The 5,967-nt window shown below is 37.4% G+C and carries 6 protein-coding genes; 1 reads left to right on the top strand and 5 read right to left on the bottom strand.

What is annotated here, in order from left to right; genetic code table 11:
- Positions 1–187: 187 nt before the first annotated feature.
- The 4 genes from I4641_RS17315 to I4641_RS17300 form a co-directional block, all read right to left on the bottom strand.
- On the bottom strand, positions 188–1,006 hold the full coding sequence (locus I4641_RS17315; protein WP_229641835.1) for a carbon-nitrogen hydrolase family protein: 819 nt from the start codon (positions 1,004–1,006) through the stop codon (positions 188–190).
- Positions 1,007–1,100: 94 nt separating this feature from the next.
- Positions 1,101–1,511, bottom strand: coding sequence for a cytidine deaminase (gene cdd, locus I4641_RS17310; protein WP_229641834.1), 411 nt, complete (start codon positions 1,509–1,511; stop codon positions 1,101–1,103).
- A gap of 30 nt (positions 1,512–1,541) precedes the next feature.
- On the bottom strand, positions 1,542–2,633 hold the full coding sequence (locus I4641_RS17305; protein WP_229641833.1) for a 3-deoxy-7-phosphoheptulonate synthase: 1,092 nt from the start codon (positions 2,631–2,633) through the stop codon (positions 1,542–1,544).
- Between the two features lie 196 nt (positions 2,634–2,829).
- Positions 2,830–3,396 (bottom strand): COP23 domain-containing protein, encoded by a 567-nt coding sequence (locus I4641_RS17300; protein WP_229641832.1) that lies wholly within the window; start codon positions 3,394–3,396, stop codon positions 2,830–2,832.
- A gap of 295 nt (positions 3,397–3,691) precedes the next feature.
- Between I4641_RS17300 and I4641_RS17295 the strand changes: the two genes are divergently transcribed.
- The gene (locus I4641_RS17295) at positions 3,692–5,188 is read left to right on the top strand and encodes a serine/threonine-protein kinase (protein WP_229641831.1); all 1,497 of its coding nucleotides are present in this window, start codon (positions 3,692–3,694) and stop codon (positions 5,186–5,188) included.
- A gap of 120 nt (positions 5,189–5,308) precedes the next feature.
- On the opposite strand, the gene I4641_RS17290 is transcribed toward I4641_RS17295, so the two are convergent.
- Positions 5,309–5,967, bottom strand: a 659-nt coding sequence (locus I4641_RS17290) for a tetratricopeptide repeat protein (RefSeq protein ID WP_229641830.1), incomplete at its 5' end; no start/stop codon positions are given.

Raw genomic sequence — 5,967 nt, 5'->3', positions numbered from 1 at the left:
AATATTTTAATTAATTTTGGAACAAAATATACAATTAATTTTGCATAAGTACTTACCTAAAAAAAATGGCTGCCAATCTAAAAAGTAGCAGTCATTTTCATCTTATCTTTATAAAAGTAAACCGATAATGCGATCGCGATCGACTCTAATTAATCTATAAAAAACTTTCTCTATTTCTGATTTTTTTTTAGACAAACACCCTATGCTGTAAAGAAGGCATTTGTTGACGTACCTGTTTCAAGCGGTTGGGATTAATTTCGGCTACTGCCACTCCTGGCGCATTCCCCGCGTCTGCTAAAATTGCCCCCCAAGGATCGATAATCATCGCATGACCGTGAGTATAGCGACGTTCGTAGTGGTTTCCTGTTTGGGCGGGGGCAATTACATAACAAGTATTTTCGATCGCTCTTGCCTGCAATAATACCTTCCAATGGTCTTTACCTGTAAAGGCAGTAAATGCAGCAGGAATAAACAATACATCAGCCCCCTGTTGGGATAATTGACGATAGAGTTCTGGAAAACGGACATCGTAACAAATAGATAGTCCTAGCTTACCTAAAGTATCGGAATTATATATAGGAGGTACATTCTTTCCTGCCATAACCGTACTGGACTCTTGATAAGTATTACCATCAGGGACATCTACATCAAAGAGATGAACTTTTTGATAGCGAGCTACTTCTTGACCGTCAGGAGTGACTAAAACAGCAGTGTTGTAGGCTTTTTCTGGGTTGTCTGCAACGGGGACAGGAAAACCACCACCCAAAATCGTAATCTGAAATCTCTGAGCCATTTTTCTCAGAAATAGATCTGTCTCTGCCGCAATTTTCTTGGCTTGAGCTACTTTGTCAACCTCTTTGCCCAAAAAAGAAAAGTTTTCAGGTAAACTGACTAATTCGGCACCTTGACGGACAGCTAGGTCGATTAATTCTTCTGCCTCGACCAAATTTTTTCCCAAGTCGGGTTTGCTGGTCATTTGAATAGCGGCGGCGAGATATGACTTCATGGAGAGACTTGATTGATTAATAATTAGCTTTTCTAGGATATAGCCAAGGGATGGGTTTATGAAACCGTATTTACAGAGAAATTTACAGAGAAATTTACAGAGAAAAACCTGCTGGTAAGAGATCTCTAATGGTGGAATTTTGCCATCCATTATTTCCTAAGAAAATAACTTCAGCATCTGTCCCGAACTCCCAGATTACTTGTCGACAAGCACCACAAGGAGAACAAGACACCTTCTGGCTGTTGGTTACAGCGATCGCTTTAATCTTTATTGTATCCTTTCCGCTGCCGATTATGGCATTAGCGATCGCATTTCTTTCCGCACACATACTCAAGCCATAGGAAGCATTTTCCACATTACACCCTGGAAATATTTTGCCCGTACTCGTCAACACGGCTGCGCCCACTCGAAACTTGGAATAGGGCGCATAAGATTTGTCTAAAGCTTGGGTGGCAGTTTCAATTAGCTGCTGTTTTTCTACTTCGGTTAGGATAGATTGATTCATCTGGCAATTACTGGCAATTAAATTGTTAAATTATTTACTCGCCATAGAAGCTAGGTTTTGCTTAACTCGCGGTCTTCCTGTTGCTACTGCATCAGCCAACCTCTGCAACATCACTTTGGTCGTATCCCAATTAACACAGGCATCAGTAATACTCTTACCGTATACTAAGTCTTCTTTGTTTTGAGAAATAGATTGATTTCCTGCTACTAGGTGACTCTCAATCATTACCCCCATAATATGAGAACAACCAGCTTTTACTTGTTGCGCGACACTATCTAAGACTACAGATTGTTTGTTATAGTCTTTGCTACTATTGCCGTGACTGCAATCAATCATCAAATGGGAATTCATGGCTTTTTTCTTGAGGGCATTAGTAGCAGCCTCAATATCCCTCGCTTCATAATTAGGTCTGGCTGCACCACCTCGTAAAACCAAATGTCCGTTAGGATTACCCGTGGTTTTCACGATACTTGCTAGTCCATCCTGGTTGATACCTAAGAAATGATGGGAAATATTAGCAGTCAGCATGGCATTAATAGCAGCGGTAAAACTACCATCCGTACCATTTTTATAACCTACGGGCATAGATAACCCAGAAGCCATTTCGCGATGAATCTGACTTTCGGTCGTCCTCGCACCGATCGCCGTCCAACAAATAAGATCGGCAATATATTGAGGAGTAATCGGATCAAGTAATTCTGTAGCTGCGGGTAGACCAATGTTAGCCAGATCTAATAGTAGCTTTCTCGCTGTCCTTAGTCCTGTATTGATATCGTAGCTATTATTTAAGTTAGGGTCGTTGATTAATCCCTTCCAACCTATAGTAGTACGAGGCTTTTCAAAATAAACCCGCATCACAATCTCTAGGGTATCGGCAAATTGCGATCGCAATTTAACTAGTTTTTGTCCGTATTCTTCCGCTGCTGCCACATCATGTATCGAACAGGGGCCAACTACTACTAAAATTCTTTCGTCTTTTCCTTCTAAGATATTACGAATACGGCTACGAGTTTGAGTTACTAACTCTGCTACTGATTCTTTCTGGGGGAATTCGCTTTTGATGAATGCTGGGCTTAACAAAGGTCTGGTTTCAATAACGTGCAGGTCGTTGGTAATATCCATAGATTTAAAATTAATTTTTTATAAATTGCTTATAGGTATCAAATTACATAATTATTCAGTTTTAAGACCTAATTACTATAAACTTACTATCCCATGTTCGCATCTTATTGGGTTTAAGATTACTTCGGGTATAGTTTACAATTTTTTGTCGCAATAACCCTTGTTAGTTTACGAAACTCTTCTAAATTCAGTCGATCTAAAAATTGCTTTCAATCAGGCGATCGCTTTTTTCTTGTTCTAATATTATTTGTTCTAACACTTCTAGATCGTAATAGGTATTACCATTGACATAGCTTTCTAGCTTGCCCTTGCCTTTGACCTCAATTACAACACCACTCGCCAAACCTTGAGTATCCATTAGTTTTCTGGCTTCTTCGTGGGGAACTTTCTTGGGAGGAAGAGTAACTAAGATATTATCCGAACTACAATCATCATTTTGGGACACTACCGCACACAATACTGGTTCGTTGTTGACGTATCCCGAACCAATATAGCGAAGAGTCTCGTTATCATAATATCTCTGGAATCTATTAGCAACTTCTTGGCAACGGCTTTCTATTGTCCAATCTTGGGGAACATCTCGCGTAAAGTCCATAATTTTCATATCTCCTCTAATAACGCGGGAATAGATACCGTAAGTATTGTTTACTTGGCGACAGTGATATTTATCGCTAGAGGCTTTAGCGGTGGGAGATAGAGCTAAAATAGCAGAGATAAAAGCTAATCCAGAGGCAATTTTCAGCCATATAATAGAAGTTTTCATGGCAAAACTTTCAGCTATTTCGATTTTGTAGTAATTTAAGGTTTGTGTAGTCTTTAACTATACAATACCGCATTGAAATTCACTCTTGCATCCTTGTTATTGAACTAGAAAAGTTTGTTTTGGCTAAATGATGGGAGAAATTAAGAATTGATGGTCTTTTTCAGTCTGGTATTGAAAAAGATCTTAAAATAATGGCGATTTTGAATATATTTTAAAAATGTGATTTTGAAAATGTGATTTTGAAAATGTGATTTCAAAAATATTATAGAAAAATATTATAGATTGGCGGGCTGTAATGGAGACTAATAGAGATAATCTTATCGGTACGATTTTAAAAGGCAAGTATCGCATCGACGAACTTTTAGCAGAAGGCGGACAGGGTAAAATATATTACGCTACCGATCTCTCTGCGGGGATAGATCGCCAATATATTGTCAAGCAGTTTACCCCCAATTACGATAATGATTTTTTGTTGAATGTTGGCACGCGCTTTTTTAATCAAGAATCAGAAATATTACAAAAATTGGGCAGACACTCGCAAATTCCTCAAATATTCGATCATTTTGAAGCGGACAAAAAGTTTTATTTAGTTCAAGAGTTTATTGAGGGGAACAATTTAGAAACAGAATTTGCCAGTAAAAAACAACTGACAGAAATGGAATTGTTTCCCATTCTCAAAGATATTTTAGATGTCTTAAATTTCGTTCATCAGAATAATTATATTCATCGCGATATCAAGCCTTCTAATTTAATTAGAAATAAATATGACCAAAAAATATATCTAATTGATTTCGGAGCAGTAAAAGAAAAAATAAAACGAGAAAATATCGGCAACCAAGGGGAATCTAAATCTACCGTTGTTATCGGCACGGAGGGTTATATGCCTAACGAGCAAAAATTGAGTAGACCGAAGTTTTGTAGTGATATTTATGCAGCAGGAATGGTGGCGATTAATGCTCTGACTGGTGTCGATCCTCAACAGATATTTAAAGATGAGAAATTCAATCCTATCTGGCAACACCATCTACCCGCAGATAGTAAAAAATACAATCCCAACTTGCTACGAATAATCGATAAAATGGTGCGGGGCAGTTGTCAAGAAAGATATCAATCGGTTACAGAAATATTAGGTGACTGGCAAAAACTAAACGACACTATTGTTATTAAATCACCTATGGAAGATATTTCCCCAACCCTAAAAAATTCTGAGAACAATACAGCCGAAGAAAATAATAAAAAATCTTGGCTGACTTGGTTGGTCTGGGGAATAGGAACAATAGTGGGAACAATAGTCTTAGGAATTGCTGGTTTTAGTTTAATTCCTCAAGAAAAATATATAGCTTATGAAAATAAAGAACATAAGATAAAAATAGAACGTCCTGAAAGTTGGCAAGTCAGGGAAGATTGGAATACCTTTCAAGAAAAAGGCGTAAAGTTTCTTACTCCTTTGGAAAATAATCAAGATGAATATCAAGAGCGAGTAGCAGTATCTATCGAAGAACTATCCACACCATTATCTTTAGCAGAATACAACGCTCAAGCCACAAATCAAATAGCAACTTATAACACAATTATCGAGCCAGCAACCCCTACTACTTTTGCTAATAAGGAAGGAACAAAAATTATTTATCAAGAGAAAGAAGGGAATAAAAAACGGTTGGAATATTGGACTGTTAAAAATCAAAAAGCCTATATTGCAACCTATTCGGCAGAAGTTGATAAGTTTGATAAATATCTCAAGAAAGCAGAAGAAACAATTGCATCTTTAATGATTAATGATGTTACGGAATAGATTTGCTAAGTTTAGGGAAAAGGGAAAGGGAAAAGGGAAAGGGTTTAGTTATTTTTTTTACTGCTAATCTTATAAATTCGTTTTTTAATATGAATGGGGTTTAAATGAATAATTTACAATTTATTGAAGTTGCTCAATATTTTCTAGTGCTTGCTGATACCAATAACCTGTATCTCCTTGTTGTTGATATAAATCCGCAGCTTGTTGAAAATCTTGAATAGCTTGAGTTTTATTATCAAGAATTTTATAACTATTACCACGACCATAATAAGCATTTGCATATTCAGGATCGAGACGGATGGCTTCGTTGTAATCAGCGATCGCTTTTTCGTATTCTTTTAGATTTTTGTAGCTATTACCCCGATTGTTGTAAGCAAAAGCATATTCAGGATCGAGACGGATGGCTTCGTTGTAATCAGCGATCGCTTTTTCGTATTCTTTTAGATTTTTGTAGCTATTACCCCGATTGTTGTAAGCAAAAGCATATTCAGGATCGAGACGGATGGCTTCGTTGTAATCAGCGATCGCTTTTTCGTATTCTTTTAGATTTTTGTAGCTATTACCCCGATTGTTGTAAGCAAAAGCATATTCAGGATCGAGACGGATGGCTTCGTTGTAATCAGCGATCGCTTTTTCGTATTCTTTTAAATCATCGTAGCTAAGACCCCGATTGTTGTAAGCATTTGCATATTCAGGATCGAGACGGATGGCTTCGGTATAATCGGCGATCGCTTTTTCGTATTCTTTTAAATCATCGTAGCTAAGACCCCGATTGTTGT

Origin of the sequence: Waterburya agarophytonicola KI4, assembly GCF_020640915.1 — a bacterium.
GTDB classification, from domain to species: domain Bacteria; phylum Cyanobacteriota; class Cyanobacteriia; order Cyanobacteriales; family Xenococcaceae; genus Waterburya; species Waterburya agarophytonicola.
Note: the sequence above shows the minus strand (reverse complement) of the source record. Positions and strands in the feature narration are given on the sequence as shown.

Excerpts from the sequence above, each read along its gene's own strand:
- I4641_RS17315 (WP_229641835.1), bottom strand. The coding sequence starts at position 1,006 with ATGAAGTCATATCTCGCCGCCGCTATTCAAATGACCAGCAAACCCGAC.
- cdd (WP_229641834.1), bottom strand. The coding sequence starts at position 1,511 with ATGAATCAATCTATCCTAACCGAAGTAGAAAAACAGCAGCTAATTGAA.
- I4641_RS17305 (WP_229641833.1), bottom strand. The coding sequence starts at position 2,633 with ATGGATATTACCAACGACCTGCACGTTATTGAAACCAGACCTTTGTTA.
- I4641_RS17300 (WP_229641832.1), bottom strand. The coding sequence starts at position 3,396 with ATGAAAACTTCTATTATATGGCTGAAAATTGCCTCTGGATTAGCTTTT.
- I4641_RS17295 (WP_229641831.1), top strand. The coding sequence starts at position 3,692 with ATGGAGACTAATAGAGATAATCTTATCGGTACGATTTTAAAAGGCAAG.